The 16,080-nt window shown below is 68.1% G+C and carries 18 protein-coding genes; 3 read left to right on the top strand and 15 right to left on the bottom strand.

Features of this window, described 5'->3' with window-relative positions; all coding sequences use genetic code 11:
- Positions 1–49: 49 nt before the first annotated feature.
- From ACTG4K_RS02560 to ACTG4K_RS02520, 9 genes are all read right to left on the bottom strand, one after another.
- On the bottom strand, positions 50–1,060 hold the full coding sequence (locus tag ACTG4K_RS02560) for an HD-GYP domain-containing protein (protein ID WP_439112629.1): 1,011 nt from the start codon (positions 1,058–1,060) through the stop codon (positions 50–52).
- Positions 1,061–1,084: 24 nt separating this feature from the next.
- Complete coding sequence (locus tag ACTG4K_RS02555) at positions 1,085–1,297, bottom strand: bacteriohemerythrin (protein ID WP_439112628.1); 213 nt, start codon at positions 1,295–1,297, stop codon at positions 1,085–1,087.
- A gap of 35 nt (positions 1,298–1,332) precedes the next feature.
- Entirely contained in the window at positions 1,333–1,917 is a 585-nt protein-coding gene (locus ACTG4K_RS02550; RefSeq protein ID WP_439112627.1) for a hemerythrin domain-containing protein, read from the bottom strand.
- 21 nt (positions 1,918–1,938) lie between these two features.
- Complete coding sequence (locus tag ACTG4K_RS02545; protein ID WP_439112626.1) at positions 1,939–2,343, bottom strand: ribonucleotide reductase subunit alpha; 405 nt, start codon at positions 2,341–2,343, stop codon at positions 1,939–1,941.
- 13 nt (positions 2,344–2,356) lie between these two features.
- On the bottom strand, positions 2,357–3,013 hold the full coding sequence (locus tag ACTG4K_RS02540) for a nitroreductase family protein (protein WP_439112625.1): 657 nt from the start codon (positions 3,011–3,013) through the stop codon (positions 2,357–2,359).
- 13 nt (positions 3,014–3,026) lie between these two features.
- The gene (locus ACTG4K_RS02535; protein ID WP_439112624.1) at positions 3,027–4,403 is read right to left on the bottom strand and encodes an NnrS family protein; all 1,377 of its coding nucleotides are present in this window, start codon (positions 4,401–4,403) and stop codon (positions 3,027–3,029) included.
- A gap of 297 nt (positions 4,404–4,700) precedes the next feature.
- Positions 4,701–4,973, bottom strand: a complete 273-nt coding sequence (locus tag ACTG4K_RS02530) for a group II intron maturase-specific domain-containing protein (RefSeq protein ID WP_439112623.1) — start codon at positions 4,971–4,973, stop codon at positions 4,701–4,703.
- 189 nt (positions 4,974–5,162) lie between these two features.
- A complete protein-coding gene (locus tag ACTG4K_RS02525) occupies positions 5,163–6,827 on the bottom strand; it encodes a GMC family oxidoreductase (protein WP_439112622.1) in 1,665 nt (554 codons plus the stop codon).
- A 45-nt stretch (positions 6,828–6,872) separates the two neighbouring features.
- Positions 6,873–7,187, bottom strand: a complete 315-nt coding sequence (locus ACTG4K_RS02520; RefSeq protein ID WP_439112621.1) for a putative signal transducing protein — start codon at positions 7,185–7,187, stop codon at positions 6,873–6,875.
- A gap of 98 nt (positions 7,188–7,285) precedes the next feature.
- On the opposite strand from ACTG4K_RS02520, the gene ACTG4K_RS02515 reads away from it, so the two are divergent.
- On the top strand, positions 7,286–8,218 hold the full coding sequence (locus tag ACTG4K_RS02515; protein WP_439112654.1) for a LysR family transcriptional regulator: 933 nt from the start codon (positions 7,286–7,288) through the stop codon (positions 8,216–8,218).
- 25 nt (positions 8,219–8,243) lie between these two features.
- Here ACTG4K_RS02515 and ACTG4K_RS02510 read toward each other — a convergent pair whose 3' ends face one another.
- On the bottom strand, positions 8,244–11,402 hold the full coding sequence (locus ACTG4K_RS02510; RefSeq protein ID WP_439112620.1) for an ATP-binding protein: 3,159 nt from the start codon (positions 11,400–11,402) through the stop codon (positions 8,244–8,246).
- Between the two features lie 131 nt (positions 11,403–11,533).
- On the opposite strand from ACTG4K_RS02510, the gene ACTG4K_RS02505 reads away from it, so the two are divergent.
- Together ACTG4K_RS02505 and ACTG4K_RS02500 are read left to right on the top strand one after the other, a co-directional pair.
- Positions 11,534–11,749 carry a hypothetical protein gene (locus ACTG4K_RS02505; RefSeq protein WP_439112619.1) on the top strand — a complete coding sequence of 72 codons (216 nt, stop codon included), beginning with the start codon at positions 11,534–11,536 and terminating at the stop codon, positions 11,747–11,749.
- A 42-nt stretch (positions 11,750–11,791) separates the two neighbouring features.
- Positions 11,792–12,163 carry a group I truncated hemoglobin gene (locus ACTG4K_RS02500; protein WP_439112618.1) on the top strand — a complete coding sequence of 124 codons (372 nt, stop codon included), beginning with the start codon at positions 11,792–11,794 and terminating at the stop codon, positions 12,161–12,163.
- A gap of 10 nt (positions 12,164–12,173) precedes the next feature.
- On the opposite strand, the gene ACTG4K_RS02495 is transcribed toward ACTG4K_RS02500, so the two are convergent.
- From ACTG4K_RS02495 to ACTG4K_RS02475, 5 genes are all read right to left on the bottom strand, one after another.
- Positions 12,174–12,296 carry a hypothetical protein gene (locus tag ACTG4K_RS02495; protein ID WP_439112617.1) on the bottom strand — a complete coding sequence of 41 codons (123 nt, stop codon included), beginning with the start codon at positions 12,294–12,296 and terminating at the stop codon, positions 12,174–12,176.
- Positions 12,297–12,323: 27 nt separating this feature from the next.
- Complete coding sequence (locus tag ACTG4K_RS02490; RefSeq protein WP_439112616.1) at positions 12,324–12,647, bottom strand: hypothetical protein; 324 nt, start codon at positions 12,645–12,647, stop codon at positions 12,324–12,326.
- A gap of 37 nt (positions 12,648–12,684) precedes the next feature.
- Entirely contained in the window at positions 12,685–12,924 is a 240-nt protein-coding gene (locus ACTG4K_RS02485) for a glycine zipper 2TM domain-containing protein (RefSeq protein WP_439112615.1), read from the bottom strand.
- A gap of 62 nt (positions 12,925–12,986) precedes the next feature.
- Positions 12,987–13,298 (bottom strand): BON domain-containing protein, encoded by a 312-nt coding sequence (locus ACTG4K_RS02480; protein WP_439112614.1) that lies wholly within the window; start codon positions 13,296–13,298, stop codon positions 12,987–12,989.
- A gap of 304 nt (positions 13,299–13,602) precedes the next feature.
- Complete coding sequence (locus ACTG4K_RS02475) at positions 13,603–16,041, bottom strand: adenosylcobalamin-dependent ribonucleoside-diphosphate reductase (RefSeq protein ID WP_439112613.1); 2,439 nt, start codon at positions 16,039–16,041, stop codon at positions 13,603–13,605.
- Between the last annotated feature and the right edge of the window lie 39 nt (positions 16,042–16,080).

Raw genomic sequence — 16,080 nt, 5'->3', positions numbered from 1 at the left:
GCGGGTGCCGGCAGCAACACGCCGGCGAAAGCCACGCGTTGCGCCAGTTCTAGGCAGCGCCGGGTGCGGGCATGTCGACGCCCGGGGCTTCGTGGCGCACATGCACCTGCAAAGGGCGGTGTCCGGCCTGGCCCAGATACACCTGGATGCGTCGGATCAGCCCCGCTTCGAGCGGACTGTCGGCCGCCAACAGCAACATACCCTCAGGGGTGACCAGATCGCGCGACAAGGTCATGCCAGGCATGAGCTCGGCCGACAACACCACGCGCTCAGGCCCCCTGCCCTCGGCGGACCGCCCCATGACCTGCAGCAGAGTGCCCACCCCCTGCGGGTCGTAACGCTGGTCCACCTGGTCTTGCACAAACTGCAGCGCCTCGTTGACAGACAGGCGGCGGGATGAAATCAGACCGTACTGCAAGCCATCGAAATCATTGGCAACGGCCAGAATCCGGGCCTCCAGCGGAATGGCTTCGCCGGCCAGACCGTCCGGAAAACCCTTGCCGTCAAAACGCTCGTGGTGGCTGCGCAAGGCGTTAGCGGCGGGCTGCAAGTCGTCCAACGCGATCAGGGCCTGGACCCCCGCGACCGGGTGCTTGCGGTACAGCGCCACCTCCTGTGCGTTCATCTGGGTCACGGGCTTGCCCAGCAATTCGTCGGGCAAACCGATTTTGCCGATGTCGTGCAATAGGCCACCCAGAAGCACCTGCTGGACGGTCAGGTCGTCCAGCCCCAGCTGCTTGGCCAGGCGCTGCGCCAGTTCAGCGACCCGCCGCGAATGCCCGGCCAGCGCGCCTTGCAGGTTGCGCACCGCCTCCAGCAGCACCACCTCACCGTCACCCAGGGTGCGCGGCGCTTGCACGGCCGCGTCAGGCAACTGGCTGAGCCGCTGCACCATCTCGCGGTCTTCGCCAAGGATATGCACGATCAGCCAGGCCGACAGAAAGCGGTGCAGCGCTGCGGCCTGCTGACCACCTTGCGCCCACAACGCGCTGAACTGGGTCAGCTGGTCGCTAAATTCGCTGTGGCGGCCGTGGTGCGCAGCCAACGCCGTGGGTGGCACGCCGGCCTGCGTCCACCAGGCTTCCTAGGCGTCAAAGTGGTACTCCGCATAGGCCTGCACCTCGGCCAGAATACGTTCGCACTCAGCGGCATCGCCACCCACCAGCGCCTCACCCATGGCATTGGTCAACCCCACCAGCGCCTGGTGCTGGTGGTCGATCAAGTCAACACCGGTCTCAAAGCGTTCGCTCCACACGAAGGTCTGAAGCGCCAGGGAATGCGGACTACTCAGGCTCATGTTCACGTCCCTCGGTTTGGCTGCCAGTGTGCAGCTCAGCGGTCCTTCAGCGGCTGAACACCGCGCCGCTGCATCATGTCTTCGCTCATGACTTGCAGCGTTTCGGGAGACATACAGGCCTGGGCTGCGGGGTAGACGATGCCGTCTTCGTCGTCCATGTGGCGCTGGTACAGGCCGGCAAAGTGGTTGAGCAGCGCAGTTTCCTCTGGCGAAAAATCACGCCAGTCCGCCGGTGGTGGCTGACACACCCCGACCAGCACCGCGCGCGCCTGAGCCCAGGCGGTCTCCATGTCGCGGTGGTCTTGTTGCAGCCGGCGCACCATGGCGTGCAACACGGGGTCGGTGCCGGCCAGCAGTGGTGGGAACACGTGCCGCTCTTCGTCTTCGTGGTGGCGCGGTGCAGCCTGGTCAAAGTAACGCATCACGTCAGCTGCTGCCTGGGCAACCGGCTCGCTCCAGCCATGCACCCGCGCGTGTTGCTGCAGCTTGGTCAGCAGCGCCAGCATGCGCTGCACGCGCTCGTGGCAGGCGTCCAGCATCTCGAACGGCGCCTCAAACCCCGCCGCAGGCGCGCGGTGGCCGGGCAGTGTGATCTGGCTCAACGGGATGGATGTGGCCATGGTGCGCCGCCTCTCGTGCCTTCAGCCAAGCTGAACCGCTTCGCCCTGCGGGTTGAACGGGATAAAGGCCTGCAACTGGCCCATGCGGATGGCTTCCACCATGTCTTGCAGGGGCTTCTCAGCGTCTTCGCTGCTGGGTGCGCGGCCCGCTTTGCCCGACAGGGCGGCGGCAAACACCATGCCCCAGGCGGGGCCCATCTGGCTGGCTTCCTGTTTGAACTGCTCAAACGAGGTCAGCTCGTCGGGCGTCTTGTCCACGCACATCTGGGGCACCAGCGCACCGCCTTCGCCGCGCTCGAAACCGGCGCGCTCGGCGGGGGTGGCGTCGTCGGGCAGCTCGATGCCGGCCAACACAAACAGCAGGCGCTGCGGCAAAGGTTGCGTGCGAGCGGCACGCAGCAGGTCGTCAAAGGTGGCGATGTTCATGGTGTGGCCATTTTTAAAAAGAAGGTGTGAGCGGAGGTTCGCCCAGGGTGCTGAAGTAGTCGGCCACGGCGGGGCGCACCCGCCCTGCTTTGCGCGAGCGCACGGTACCAACACTGAGAAAGCACAGCGCGTGCTCGCCGTCGTGCAAACCAAACAGGGCGCGCAAACTGGCCGACTTCAGCGCCTTGCCGCTGGTGAGCGCCGAGCCAAAACCCAATGCGGTGGCCATCAGCAGGGCGTTTTGCACCGCGCAGCCAGCCGAGAGAATGCGCTCGGACAGGTCCACCGCGGGGTCGCCGCGTAGGCCGTCCACCACCACCAGCATCAGCCAGGGCGCGCGGTGGGCTTTTTCGCGCGCTTGCGCCACCTGTTCGCCGGTGGCGCCCGCGTCGCGCTCCAGCAGGGCCTGGGCAAACACCTCGGCCAGGCGCTCACGCTGGGCGTCCGGCACGGCAATGAAGCGCCAGGGCAGCAGCTGGCCGTGGTCGGGCGCGGCGGCCGCAGCGGCCAAGATGCTGTGCTGCTGCGCGGCGTCGGGGCCCGGACCCAGCAAGCGCTTGGGCAGCACGGTCTGGCGGGCCTGAATCAGTTCGCCAGCCACGGCGGGCCAATCGCTGGCGGCGTTGTCCGGGGAGCCGGGTATGGCATCGGTTCTGACAAGTTTCAACATAAAGCGCTCACGTTCATCCGGGGCGGCCGTCGGCACGCTGGCGGCCGTACCAGCCCAGCAGCCGCGCGCCCCACGCGGCCATGACGCCCGCCCACAGCAGGGCCGCCGTCATGAGCAGCCAGCCGGGCGCCTGGTTGATGGAAGCGCCAATGCGCAACAGCACCGCCAGCTGCAACACCCAGAACAGCGCCCAGACCGTGTTGTCGGCCACCAGGGTGCGGCCGCTGTGGCCGCACGACACCCGCGTGACCATGGCCAGCATGAGCGAGCCCAGACAGCCCATGGTGAGCGCATGCAGCGCACCCAGGCCCAGCACCGGCGTGCCCAGCCGCAGGCCCAGCAGCTGCGAAGCACCCGCCAGCACGAACGACACACCGAGCCACAAGAAACCCAGGTGCAGCATGGCCAGCAGCCGGATGCTCAGGCTCTGCACCAGGCCCCACACAAAGGCCAGCCACAAAATGACACTGCCGGCGGCCAGCTGCAGCAAGCCCAGGCCCAGCATCCAGGCGCGGCCACCGCGACCGGCAGGCTCGCCCAGCCAAGACATGACCAGCGGCACCCAGATGGCAGCGAGTTCCAGCGCCACCGCACCCAGCAGCATCCAGAGCACCCAGAACGGCCGCCACACGTCGATCATGGGCACCGCGCTGGAGGTGAAAAACGGGATCATGCGGTGCGCCACCACCAGGTAAGTGACCACCACAAAGCCCCACAGGCCGGTGAGCACGGCGGCATGGGCCACCTCGTAAGCACCGGCCACAAGGGCCACCAGCAGCAGCGCCAGGCTGGCCACACCCACACCGCCAGCCACCGCTACGGTGCGCGCGTGCAGGCGGTCTTCCAGCGTGCTGCGGCGCACCAGCTGGGCAAACAGCGCCACCACCCAGCCCAGCCCCAGCAGGGCGGCCGCGGCTCCGGCCAAGCTCAGCCACAACGCCGTGTGCAGGCCCAGCAGCCACACCAGCCAGCCCCCGGCCTGCAGCAGAAGAGGCGCCAGCAGGGTGCGGGCATCGGGCCCATCCACAGCGAGCCACTTGGGCCCGGCGGTGAACAGAAAGCCGGTGAAAAAGAGGGGTATGAACCCAAACGTCATGACCGCAGCATGGCCCAGCGAGGGCGACACCACGTAACCCAGACCCAGGGCACCGGTGACACGGTCCACCTGTACCAGCGCCCACCAGGCGCCAGAGGCCAGCAACAACAACACCGCCAGCGCAAAGCCCAGGCGGTGCGGCGCCAGCAGCAGGTGCACCGGGCGCCAAGGCTGCGAAGCGAGCGGCTCAGGGCGAGGCGCGCGCTTCGGGCCGGACGCACGCACGGCGGGATCGGTCTGAGCGGGCGAGCCCGCACCCACCGGGTGCGCGCGCGCAGGGGTTGCAAGTTTCATCCAGTAAAACTCAAGAGGTTGACAAAGGCATGGGACACCAGAGGTTGCAAGTTTCGACATCGACGCACGCACCGGCTGCGAGGTATTTTTGGACCGGTACAAGCTCAGAAAAACCCCCCACTTGAGCCGCTGTGCAGGCACTGCCAGGGCGTTTTTTATTAGACGACAAAAAGCCCCTGGGCGAAAACGCAAAAGGGCTACTACCAAAGGACGATGGCGCCCCGCCGCTCGAATCAAAACAGGCACCCGGCGGTGCCTGTGCCCTGCTGGAAGCACCATCGGCATAGGGGGCAGCCCTCATCGGCTGCGCCCCTGCCACACCACCCGGCCTGCGGGTGCGCACCGGGCGGTTCGAGCGTTTGGGGTCATGATGGCCCTCAGGCAATGGCGCAACCACCCGTCCAGCCCTCGCCAGGCCTTGGGCGTTTGCGCCCTCCCGAAATAGGCCTGCCAGCCCAGCAGGTAGGGCCCCGTTTCTCGACCACTTCGCGCATGCCGCGCCCGCCCATGCGTCTTGGTCAACTCGCCACGGGACTTGCACCCGCAGGCGTGCGCCCAGCATGGGCGCACAAAAAAAAACCAACCCCGAGGGGCTGGTTTGTGATTTCTGGCATCTCTGGGGACGCTGAAGCAATTTTTTACTTGGACTGGGCTTGTCTCCTCGGTCCCCCGCGGTCACCAGCGCCGAACGCCGTTTGCGAGTGCCATTACTTTAAGCGCTTGCACCAGGCTTGTGCATCGGGGCTTTCCCTTGGTTATTCAGACGCCCGCCAACATCCAGCGCGCCGCCTTCTCAGCCACCATCAGCGTGGGGCTGTTGGTGTTGCCGCTGGTGATGGTGGGCATCACGCCGGCGTCCACCACGCGCAAACCGGCCACGCCGCGCACGCGCAGGTGGCTGTCGACCACGGCCATGGGGTCGCCCGCCAGGCCCATGCGGGTGGTGCCCACGGGGTGAAAAATGGTGCTGGCGATGTCGCCGGCCAGGCGGGCCAGCTCCTCGTCGGTCTGGAACTGCACACCCGGCTTGAATTCTTCGGGCTGGTAGCGAGCCAGCGCGGGCTGCGCCACGATGCGGCGCGTCACGCGCAGGCTGTCGGCGGCCACCTGGCGGTCTTCGGGGGTGCTGAGGTAGTTGGGCGCAATGGCCGGCGCGTCTTGCGGGCGCGGGCTGGTGATGTGCACATGGCCCCGGCTGGTGGGGTTGAGGTTGCACACGCTGGCAGTGAACGCGGGGAAGCTGTGCAGCGGCTCGCCAAACGCGTCCAGACTGAGCGGCTGCACGTGGTATTCAATGTTGGGCCAGGGCTGGGCGGGGTCGCTGCGGGTGAACGCGCCGAGTTGGCTGGGCGCCATGCTCATGGGGCCGGTGCGTTTCAGGGCGTATTCGAGCCCGATCTTGGCCTTGCCCCAGAGCGAGCTGGCCAGGGTGTTGAGCGTGGTGGCGCCCTGCACCTTGAACACGGTGCGGATCTGCAGGTGGTCTTGCAGGTTGGCGCCCACACCGGGTAGGTCGTGCTGCACCGCGATACCGTGGCGCTGCAGCAGCGCAGCGGGGCCAATGCCTGAGAGCTGCAAGATCTGGGGCGAATTGATGCTGCCCGCGCTCAAAACCACCTCGCGCGTGGCGCGCACGCGCAACCGCTGGCCTTCGCGCAGCAGCTCGGCCCCGATGCAGCGCAGTTCGCCGCTGGCCACGCGATGCAGGGTCAGGCGCTGCACCTGGGTTTCGGTCCATACGGTCAGGTTGGAGCGGCGCTGCGCTGGGCGCAAAAAAGCTTTGGACGCGTTCCAGCGCCAGCCGGCTTTCTGGTTCACCTCAAAGTAGCCCACGCCCTCGTTGTTGCCGGTGTTGAAGTCGGTGCTGGCGGGTATGCCGGCCTGCTGGGCGGCGCTGGCAAAGGCATCGAGCAGGTCCCAGCGCAGGCGCTGCTTTTCAATGCGCCACTCGCCGGTGCTGCCGCGGTTTTTGTGGCCGTGCAAGGTGGCAAACGCGGGGTCGCTGGCGTTTTGCAGGTCCAGGCGGTGGTGGTCTTCGTGCGCCATGAAGTCGGGCAGGCAGCGGTCCCAGCGCCAGTCGGCGTCGCCGGTGAGCTGGGCCCACTGGTCGTAGTCGCGGGCCTGGCCGCGCATGTAGATCATGCCGTTGATGCTGGAACAACCGCCCAGCGTTTTGCCGCGCGGGTAGCGCAGGCGCCGGCCATTGAGCCCGGGGTCGGGCTGGGTTTCGTACAGCCAGTCGGTGCGCGGGTTGCCAATGCAGTACAGGTAGCCCACGGGAATGTGGATCCAGTGGTAGTCGTCCCGGCGACCGGCTTCCACCAGCAGCACGCGGTGGGCCGGGTTGGCGCTGAGTCGGTTGGCCAGCAGGCAGCCGGCGGTGCCGGCGCCGATGACGATGAAGTCGAAGGTGGTGTCGCTCATGTGCGTGCTCCTGTGGGTGTGCCTGTGGGTGCGCCTGCTGGCGCTTCAAGGGGTCGGTGTGTCGTCGTCGGGCAGGGCGAAGTCGCCACGGTGGTAGGCCGCCACCACCGCCTCAGCCTCGGCCAGGCGGTGCGCGGGCACCATGACGCGCACCGGTATGGCGCTGGCCAGCAGCGAGTGGGTTTGCACCAGGTGGGCGTCGGCCACCACCGCCGGCACGCCGCCTGCTTGCAGGCAGCCGCGCAGCACATAGGCTTCGGTGGGGCTGAAAAAGGTCACCAGCGTTTGCCAGTCGCCTTCGGCCGGGTCGTAGGGGCTGTCGCCGTGCATGGATATCCGATCGTTATTAGCTGGGCTCATGGTCTTGCTCCATCTGCGCGGCAGTGTGAAAGAATTTTTGCCAAAAATCCAATGAAATTGCGCAGCGGACTCTATAAGTCTGGCAAATAATGACCGACATGATGAAGCCCGAACCCCAGCGCCCAGCCCTGCCCGCGGTGGAGCCGCAAACCCTGCGCGCCTTTGCGGCCGTGGCCCGTGAGGGCAATGTGTCGCGCGCGGCCCAGCGCCTGCACCTGAGCCAGCCGGCGGTGAGTCTGCAGCTGAAAACCCTGAGCGAGGCGACCGGGCTGGTGCTGTTTGCCCGCACGCCGCAGGGCATGGCGCTCACCCACGACGGCGCTGCCCTGCTGCCCTTGGCCGACAAGGCGCTGGCCGCGTTGGCCGACTTTGGCCAGGCCGCTGCCGCGCTGCACACCACGGTGCGCGGCACGCTGCGCATCGGCACCATCCTCGACCCCGAGTTCATCCGCCTGGGCGCGTTTTTGAAGCAGCTGGTGGAAACCAGCCCGCAGGTAAGCACCGAGCTGAGCCAAAGCATGAGCGGCGATGTGTTGGCGCGCCTGGGCCGCCGCGAACTGGACGTGGGCTTTTTCCTGGATTTGCCGCACGACCCGCTGGGCGCGCCCTACCGCCTGCGCCCGCTCAGCCGCTTCACCTACCGCGTGCTGGCCCCGGCCGGCTGGGGCCCGCAGGTGCGCGGCAAAGACTGGAAGGCGCTCGCCGCTCTGCCCTGGCTGGCCACCCCGCCCGCCAGCGCGCACCACCGGCTGCAGCGCCGCGTGTTTGGCCCCGGCTCACTCACCGGGCTTGAGCCTCGGCGCGTGGCGCTGGTGGACCAGGAAGCTTCCATGCTCGACCTGGTGAAAAGCGGTGTGGGGCTGAGCCTGGTGCGCGACTCGATTGCCATGCGCGAAGCGCAGGCGCGCGGCCTGGTGGTGGCCGACCAGGTGGCACTGGAATGCGACCTGAGCTTCATCTGCCTGGCCGAGCGCGCCGGCGAGCCGGTGCTGGCCAGCGCTTGGGCCGCGCTGGAAGCGGTGTGGGGCTGAGCGGCTGAGCACCGTGGCGCCGGGCTCAGCGGCGCCTGGGTGCCGCCGCCAGCTGCTCGCAGCGCGCCGCGTCCAGCGGCTGCCCGGCCGCGCGAAAGCGCGCGGCGGCGGCAGCAAACCGGGCCACGGCTTCGCCAGCGCTGTCGGCGCGGGCAGCGGCCAGGTGGCCGCGCACCTCGTCATGCGCGGCGTACCACGCGGGCAGGCGCATCACCACCTGGGCCAGGTAGGCACACTGCGCCTCGTGTTGGCTGGCCAGCTCAAGCTCGCCGGCCCGGGCGGCGGCCATGGCAGCGGGCACGGCAAAGGTGATGCGGCAGCCGGGGCAGGTTTCCAGCGGACCGCGCACCGAGGCGCTGGCGTCTTCCATCACATGCAGTGCAGCGGCTGGGTCGTCGGCATGCAGGTTGATGCGGGTGCCGTAAATGCGGTCCAGCAAATGAAAGCCAATGTCGGTCTGCCTGGCCACGTCCAGGGCTTCGTCAATCAGGGCCTGGGCCTCGTCGCGTCGGCCTTCGTGCAGCGACACCTCGGCCAGCCGCTGCAGTGACAGCGCTTCGCCCACCGGCCCGCCAATGGCGCGGTGCAAGCGGGCGCCCTCGCGCAAGTGCAGCCGGGCGGCTTGCAGGTCGCCCGCCAGCCACTCGGCTTCGCCGCGCAGCGTCACACCAAACGCGTGGCCGCGCGCAGCGCCCAGTCGCTGCGCTTCGGTGGCCAAGGCACTGGCAAATTCGATCACGTCGGCGTAGGGCTTTGCGCCGTAGAGAAACCGCTGGGTGATGCAGAGATGTCCATCAAACACGCGCAGCGCCAGGTGGGGCACGTGGCAGGTTTCGTGCAGGTCGGCCCACACGCTGCGGTGCAACTCGCCCCGGGCGTGCGCGGCGGCGGCCTGCGCCCACGAGGCGATCACCAGGGCGGTGGTGTCGCCAGACTCCAGCGCCAGCCGGCGCGCCACGGCGGCCTTGGCGGTGCCCATGGCCGGGTCGGCCACGCCCAGAGCGGCAGCACCACTGTAGGCCAGGGCCTCGCTCAGGAGACCATCCACCGAGGTGGGGTGTACGCCCTGCAGCGCCAGCAGCGCACCTTTGGGGTCGCCCTGCTTCACCTGGGCCAGCGCGGCCTTGGCCCTCAGGTTGTGGCTGTCGGGCTCGCCGGCTGCGCCAGCTGCGAGGCGGTAGGCGGCCATGGCGGCGGGGTCGCCCATGGCGTCCAGCGCTTCGGCGCGCAGGCGCAGGGCTTCGGCATGGTCAGGCTGAAAAGCCAGCAGAGGCTTGAGGTGGTGCAAGGCGTCGCTGAAGGCGGCCAGCCGCACGGCCTCGCGGGCGGCGGCGAGCTGCCAGGGCATGGCCTCGCGGGGGCTGTCGCCCGCCAGCCAGTGGCGGGCCACGCGGGCTGGCGGGGCGTCCATATCGGCCAGTTGCGCGGCCATGCGCCGGTGCATCTGCTGGCGGCGGTGGGGCGGCACTTGGTCAGCCAGGGCCTGTCGCACCAGGTCGTGCCGGAAACGGTAGCGCCCGTCGGCCACCACCAGCACACCCGCGTCCAGCGCGCCATCCAGCGCAGCAAAGCCGGGCGTCTCGGCCAGCAGCGCCAGCGCCTCCACCGTGCGCACGTCGAGCTCGTCGCCACCCAGCGCCGACCAACGCAGCAGCGCCAGGGCATCGGCAGGCACATCGCACAGCCGCTGGGTGATGGCTTCTGCGCTGCTGCCCGGTAGCCGCCGACCCGGGCTGGCCCCGGCGCAGCGGGCGAGTTCGATGGCCGCAAAGGGGTTGCCCTCGGCGGCCTGCACGATCCGGGACAGCACCGCGTCGGGCAGTGGCTCGGGCCGCGCGTGCAGCACCAGCCGGCGGCACGCGCCTTCGTCCAGCGGCTGCAGGTCCAGCGCTTGCAACACACCCGCACGCTGCAGGCGCACCACGGCCTGCGCCAGTGCGGTGCCAGGCGCGGGCGGCCGCGTGGCCATGAGCAGGCACACCGGCGGCCCCGCTACCGCCAGTTGCGACAACACGTCGACATCGGCATCGCCCAGCCGGTGCGCGTCGTCCACCACCAGCAACACGGCTGCTGCGGGCGCAGCTGCCAGCAACAAGCGCCGCAGCGCCCCCACCACCTGGTGGCGCCCGAGTGGCCCGAGCGGTTCGTTGGCGGGCGCGGCCAGCGCGCTGAGCTGCGCCAGCACGGTGCGGGCCGGTGCGCCGATGCGGTCGAGCACGGTGCGGTCGTTGAGCGTCAGGTGTTCGGTGAGCGCGGTCACCACGCCGTAGGTTTTGCCGCTCTCGGTGGCGTCCACGCGCAGCACCGTCCAGCCTCGCCGGCGCGCCTGGGTGCCAATCTCGTGGCACAAGGCGCTCTTGCCCATGCCGGCCCAGCCGCGCAGCACGATACCGCCCGGCCGTTCGGTGGCCGGCATGCTCAGCCATGCCGCCACCTGTGCCAGCGGCTGCGCGCGGCCCACCAGGGCGAGGCCAGTGGCCTGCAAGCCGGCCACGCAGCGTTGGTACAGGGCTTCGGTATGCGCGTCGGGCAACACGCCCAGCGTGTGCTGCAAGGCCTCGCGCAGCTGCGCATACCAGCGCAAGGCCGCTGCGCGGTTGCCCGCATCCAGCGCACGCTGCATCAGCGCGCGGTGGGCCGCCTCGTCGGTGGGGTCTTGCTGCGCCAGCCGCTCCCACTGGGCGCTCGCGCGCAGCAGTTGCAGGTGCAGCGCCCGCAGGCGTTCGCGGGGCGCTTCGGTCCAGGGCTCGTAACGGGCGCCGGGCAGCAGGTCCCCGGTGTACTGGTCTGCCACAGCGGCACACGCGGCCGCGCCGCGCTGCGACAGCGCCGCCCGGGCACCCCGCTCATACCGGTCTGCGTCCACGCGCACGGAGCGCTCGGGCCCCAGCACCAGCTCACCGGCCTGCAGCACCAGGCTGTCGTGGTGGCCCAGTGCCTGGCGGGCGTGGTGCAGGGCCTTGCGCAGGTTGGCGGCAGCGGCCTCAGGGGGCAGCTGTGGCCACAGGGCGTCCATGATCAGGTCGCGGGGCATGCGGCGCTGCGGCTGCAGGCACAGCAGCTGCACCAGCTGCATCGCACGCAGGCTGGGCCATCGGTCGGGGGCAAGCTCGAGGCCGTCCACCACCACACAGAAACGGCCCAGCAGGTGCACCTCCAGCTGGGCGGGCTCGGTCGTGTCCATGGCCCGCAGTGTGCAGCGCCGGGCGGCGGTTCGCAAGTGCCGGGGTCTGGGGAACGTTTCAGGAACAGCGCCGGTGCACGCTGAACCACGGCAGGCCAACACCGGCCTGCCGCAACGTTCAGGAGCCCACCATGACCACAACCCCACTGCATGTTTCTTCGCCCGGCAACGGGCATGTCGTGCTGACCCTGCCGCAACCGCTGACACCCGAGTCGCTGCTGCAGCTGGAGCAGGCCCTGGCGAGCACGCTGGGTCGGTTGCACCACGCGGTCTGCAACCACGGTACCGATCCCGGCCAACTGGAATACGCCTCGTGGCTGCGGCAGCTGCGTGCGCCGGCCCACTGAAGCGCACCCACCCGTTCAACGATTCACACCAAGGAGAGCACCATGAACCAGGACCACGCTAATTTGTACGACCGCCTCGGGCGCCGCGAGGGCATCACGCGCATCACCCGCGAGCTGATCAAGAACCACATGGCCAACCCGTTGGTCAATATCCGTTACGGACAGGTAGACGACATGGACCGCCTGGAACGCAATGTGATCGACTTTTTCTGCATGGGCGCAGGCGGCCCCGAGACCTATGGCGGTCGGGACATGCTCACCACACACCGGGGCATGAATATCAGCGAACAGGAGTTTGTGACCGTGGTCGACGACGCCATGGCAGCGCTGCAAACCTGCGGTGTCGACGCCCCCGTGCGCAACGAGGTGCTCGCCATTCTGTGGTCTCTGAAGGGCGAGGTCGTGCGCGTCTGAGCGCCGTGGCTCAGCGCGCCACGATGCGGCCGCTGTCGTCCGAGAGCCCGATCCCGACGCGGCGGTTCATCTGACGGCCGGCGGTGGTTTCGTTGCCGCCCACCGGCATGGCGCGGCTGCGCCAGGGCAACAACAGAAAGGGCGATCAGGTGGGATGTTTTCAGGGGAAATCTTTCAACCAACGTGGTGTGTGCCAAGAAGCGGCCTCGGCCAGCGTCAGCGTCAGCGTCAGCGCGCGTTCGTACTTTGCTGCCACCATCGAGGCGTTGGCGCGGGCCAGCTTGTCGCGCGCCAGGGCCATTTCGGTCGGGGCCAGCGCCACGGCACGCGCTCGCTTGAGCGCAGCGCTGGTGTGCCAACGCGCGTCCTCCAGGCTGTCCGCCATGCGGCCCATGCCTTGGTGGGCGGCGCGCTCGGTGCTGTTGGCCAACGAACGGGCCACGGCTGCGGCGTCGTCGCTCAGGGTTTGAATGGCGGTGCTCATAGCGTACTTTCGAAAGGTATTGGGGGAAGCAGCAGGCTTATTTCCGGGTGTCCACCTGGTTGCCGATGAGGCCACCAATGGCCGCACCGCCCAGGGTGCCGATGGTGCGGCCACCGGTCAGCACAGCGCCACCGACAGCGCCCACACCGGCGCCAACAGCCGTGCTCTGGTCTTGGCGCGACAGGTAGCTGCAAGCACCCGGGCCCAAGGCCAGGAAGGGTGCAGCGGCCAGGGCAAGGCTGCGGGGCAGGATTTGTGTTTGTGTTTGCGTGTTCATGGAGAGACCTCTGATTTCAATGGGTGAGACTGCGTGGCGCCGGTTGGAGCGCCCACGGCGACTTACTTCAGGCGCATGTCGTTTTTGAACGTGCGCACACCGCTGATGGCCTGCGTCACGGCCACGGCCTTGTTGATGTCGGCCTGGGTACCCACGAAGCCGCTCAACTGCACGGCACCCTTGAAGGTTTCGACGTTGATCTCGGCCGACTTCAGGCTGGCTTCGTTGAAGATCGCTGCCTTCACCTTGGCGGTGATGGCGGTGTCGTCCAAGTACTGGCCGGTGCTTTCTTGCGTGGCGCCGGAAGCGCCGCCGCCCAGCGTGGTGAAGGCTGCAGCAAGAAAAAGAAGGGAGAAACGGTGGTTGACACGCATGGTGAACTTTCTTTGAAGGTTGAACGGACGGTGCAGCCCCGGGCCGCACCGCAGTGCCGGGGGCTGGCCAGCAGGCCTTGGTTGATGCATCGCGCCATAGGGGGCAACCATCATCGGCTGCGCCCCTGCCACACCACCCGCAGGCGTGCGCCCATGCTGGGCGCACAAGCAAAAAACCGCTGCAGCTTGCGCTGTAGCGGTCTTGAATGAGGCTTTGAGGTTGCCGATTGGCTGGCAACCTAGGCGGTCAGAAAGTGCACCTTGCGTGCACGGTCAGACCCGGAAAACCGGGCGTTCGGGCGTGTTACCCGCACGTACCGAGGTGGCCGCACTGGGTGCAGTAGTCGCAGCCATCTTTGCGGATCATGGCGTGCGCACCGCACTCGGGGCATTTTTTGCCGGCCATCACGCCCGCAGACGTGCCCACGGACACGGCAACCGGCTCGGGCATCACGGCCGCCACGCCCTGCTGGGCACGCCGCGCAATGATGTTTTGCAGCGCAAACGCGATGGCTGCCACTTCGGAGTCGTGCCACATGGGCACGTGCGTGCCGTCGGCCTTCTGGTAGGTGCCCAGGCGCACCGGGCCGCGGTCCCAGGCCACTTTGCGCATGTCACCCAGGGCGCGTTCCAGGAAGCCACCGCGCGCGGCCAGCGACAGCATGCGCATGGTGGAGGTGATCCACTGCTGCGACTCCCCGCTCTGGCCCACGGGCATGAAGAACTCGATGGCGCGCTCGACCGTGCCCACGCCGTCGGCCGCAGGCACCGGCAGGAACGAGACCACGATGTACAGCGTCTTGTGGCCCTCTTGCGTCCAGTACTCCACCTTGTCGGCCACGGCCGAGAGCGCGCCTTTGGGGCGGCTCTCAATCACGGTGCGCATGGGGTCCACCGGTGCGGGCGCTGCTGCGGCGGCGGCTGCGGCTGCGTCGGTGGCGGCGCTGCCGGTGTCGAGCACCGAGCCCAGAATGCTGTTGGGGCGGTAGGTGGCCAGGCCTTTGAGGTGGGCGCGCCAGGCTTGCTGGTACAGGCCCTTGAAGTCTTCGTAGGGGTAGTCGGCCTCGACGTTCACCGTCTTGGAGATGGCGGTGTCGACAAATGGCTGCACCGCTTGCATCATGGCAATGTGGTCGCCCGCGCTCATGGCCAGCGCGTTCACAAAGTACTCGGGCAGCTGGTCCACGTTACCGCCGAGTTCGCGGTACAGGCGCCAGGCGTGGTCTTCCACCGCGTATTCGCTGGTGGAGCCGTCGGCCTCGCGCTTTTTGCGGCGGTACATCCAGGAGAACGGCGGCTCAATGCCGTTGGACGCGTTGTCAGCAAAGGCCAGGCTCACCGTGCCGGTGGGCGCGATGGACAGCAGGTGGCTGTTGCGGATGCCGTGCTTGCGGATCTGCTTTTGAAGCGCAGCTGGCAGGCGGCTGGCAAAGGTGCCAGCGGCCAGGTAGTCGTCCACCACCAGCTTGGGGAAGGCGCCTTTTTCTTGCGCCAGCGCCACCGAAGCGGCGTAAGCCGCGTTGCGCATGCGCTCGGCAATTTGCGCTGCCATGGCACGGCCTTCGTCGCGGTCGTAGCGCACGCACAGCATGGCCAGGGTGTTGCCCATGCCGGTAAAGCCCACACCGATGCGGCGCTTGGCGGCTGACTCTTCGCGCTGCTGCGGCAGTGGCCAGAAGGTCACATCCAGCACGTTGTCGAGCGCGCGCACCTGGGTGGTCACGGCTTGCTCGAACGCTTCGAAGTCAAACGACGGCAGGCCGCCAAAACCAAACGGGTTGCGCACAAAGCGGGTCAGGATGACCGGGCCGAGGTCGCAGCAACCATAGGGCGGCAAGGGCTGTTCGCCACACGGGTTGGTGGCTTCAATGCTCTCGCAGTAGCGCAGGTTGTTGTCGGTGCGGATCTGGTCGAGGAACAGAATGCCCGGCTCGGCGAAGTCGTAGGCCGACTTCATAACCGTGTCCCACAGCTCGCTGGCGGCGATGGTCTGGTAGACCCACTGGCCATCGGCGCGCTGGTAAGCGCCCTTGGCAATCAGCGACGCGCCGGGGCGGGCCTTGTGCACGAGTTCCCAGGGTTGGTCGCTGCCCAGGGCTTCCATGAAGGCGTCGGACACGCCGACCGACACGTTGAAGTTGTTCCAGCGTCCCGGGGTGCGCTTGGCGGTGATGAATTCGAGCACATCGGGGTGGTCGATGCGCAGCACGCCCATCTGGGCGCCACGGCGCGCGCCGGCGCTCTCCACGGTAGAGCAGCTTTGGTCAAACACGTTGATGTAGCTGCACGGGCCAGACGCCATGGAGTGCGTGCCCTTGACCTCGGCGCCTTTGGGGCGGATGCGCGAGAAGTCGTAGCCCACACCGCCACCGCGGCGCATGGTTTCAGCGGCTTCGCGCAGGGCTTCATAAATGCCGGGGTAGCCCTCGGCGTCCACGCCCTGGATGCAGTCGCCCACGGGCTGCACGAAGCAGTTGATGAGCGTGGCCTGGATGTCGGTCCCGGCAGCACTCATGATGCGCCCGGCACCAATGGCGCCGGCGTGCAGGTTGGCCAGGAAGCGCTGCTCCCATTCGGCGCGCACGTCTTCTTTTTCCACCGAAGCCAGGGCACGCGCCACGCGGCGGTACAGGTCTTCAATGCCGTCTTCGCCGGGCTTGAGGTATTTTTCTTTCAGCACATCGAGGCTGATGGGCTGGGTATGGGTCAGGTCCTGCGGACGCATGGTGTTGTCGCGTTTCATGTCGGGTCGTGTTGAAAAGGCCTGTGGCCTGACGGAATG

Source organism: Hydrogenophaga sp. (genome assembly GCF_965657535.1).
GTDB lineage: Bacteria > Pseudomonadota > Gammaproteobacteria > Burkholderiales > Burkholderiaceae_C > Hydrogenophaga.
Note: the sequence above shows the minus strand (reverse complement) of the source record. Positions and strands in the feature narration are given on the sequence as shown.

What these genes read in the sequence shown, in the direction of transcription:
- ACTG4K_RS02550 (WP_439112627.1), bottom strand. Translation starts at nt 1,917, where the DNA reads ATGGCCACATCCATCCCGTTGAGCCAGATCACACTGCCCGGCCACCGC.
- ACTG4K_RS02545 (WP_439112626.1), bottom strand. Translation starts at nt 2,343, where the DNA reads ATGAACATCGCCACCTTTGACGACCTGCTGCGTGCCGCTCGCACGCAA.
- ACTG4K_RS02500 (WP_439112618.1), top strand. Translation starts at nt 11,792, where the DNA reads ATGAACCAGGACCACGCTAATTTGTACGACCGCCTCGGGCGCCGCGAG.
- ACTG4K_RS02540 (WP_439112625.1), bottom strand. Translation starts at nt 3,013, where the DNA reads ATGTTGAAACTTGTCAGAACCGATGCCATACCCGGCTCCCCGGACAAC.
- ACTG4K_RS02505 (WP_439112619.1), top strand. Translation starts at nt 11,534, where the DNA reads ATGACCACAACCCCACTGCATGTTTCTTCGCCCGGCAACGGGCATGTC.
- ACTG4K_RS02525 (WP_439112622.1), bottom strand. Translation starts at nt 6,827, where the DNA reads ATGAGCGACACCACCTTCGACTTCATCGTCATCGGCGCCGGCACCGCC.
- ACTG4K_RS02475 (WP_439112613.1), bottom strand. Translation starts at nt 16,041, where the DNA reads ATGAAACGCGACAACACCATGCGTCCGCAGGACCTGACCCATACCCAG.
- ACTG4K_RS02555 (WP_439112628.1), bottom strand. Translation starts at nt 1,297, where the DNA reads ATGAGCCTGAGTAGTCCGCATTCCCTGGCGCTTCAGACCTTCGTGTGG.
- ACTG4K_RS02490 (WP_439112616.1), bottom strand. Translation starts at nt 12,647, where the DNA reads ATGAGCACCGCCATTCAAACCCTGAGCGACGACGCCGCAGCCGTGGCC.
- ACTG4K_RS02535 (WP_439112624.1), bottom strand. Translation starts at nt 4,403, where the DNA reads ATGAAACTTGCAACCCCTGCGCGCGCGCACCCGGTGGGTGCGGGCTCG.
- ACTG4K_RS02520 (WP_439112621.1), bottom strand. Translation starts at nt 7,187, where the DNA reads ATGAGCCCAGCTAATAACGATCGGATATCCATGCACGGCGACAGCCCC.
- ACTG4K_RS02510 (WP_439112620.1), bottom strand. Translation starts at nt 11,402, where the DNA reads ATGGACACGACCGAGCCCGCCCAGCTGGAGGTGCACCTGCTGGGCCGT.
- ACTG4K_RS02480 (WP_439112614.1), bottom strand. Translation starts at nt 13,298, where the DNA reads ATGCGTGTCAACCACCGTTTCTCCCTTCTTTTTCTTGCTGCAGCCTTC.
- ACTG4K_RS02485 (WP_439112615.1), bottom strand. Translation starts at nt 12,924, where the DNA reads ATGAACACGCAAACACAAACACAAATCCTGCCCCGCAGCCTTGCCCTG.
- ACTG4K_RS02515 (WP_439112654.1), top strand. Translation starts at nt 7,286, where the DNA reads ATGATGAAGCCCGAACCCCAGCGCCCAGCCCTGCCCGCGGTGGAGCCG.